At 65.4% G+C, this 280-nt stretch carries 1 protein-coding gene; it reads right to left on the minus strand.

The window, feature by feature from the left end; all coding sequences use genetic code 11:
* Positions 1-269 (minus strand): WXG100 family type VII secretion target (locus EYB28_RS19930; RefSeq protein ID WP_370459520.1); only part of this gene is annotated, 269 nt, incomplete at its 3' end.
* Positions 270-280: the final 11 nt, after the last annotated feature.

Consider the following 280-nt stretch of genomic DNA (forward strand, 5'->3'; position numbering starts at 1 on the left):
GCCAGCTGCGCGTCCGCGTCCGACAGCGTCTGCGCCGCCTGCTCCAGGAACGACGCCATCCCCTCAAGACCCTCGATGGCCTGCGTCGTGCCCGTCGTGAACTCCTCGTACGACGTCTGGAACGCCCCCGACGCCTGGTCCGTCACGAACCCCGACGACACCAGGTTGTTCACCTGCGACTGCAGGTTGTGCAGGATCTCGGTCATCTGCTGCTGACCGTTGCGCAGCTGACCCGCCTGGGACCGCAGCTCGTCGTAAGTCACGTTCATGTTCGCCATGA

Source organism: Isoptericola sp. BMS4 (genome assembly GCF_011634835.1).
Lineage (GTDB): Bacteria > Actinomycetota > Actinomycetes > Actinomycetales > Cellulomonadaceae > Isoptericola.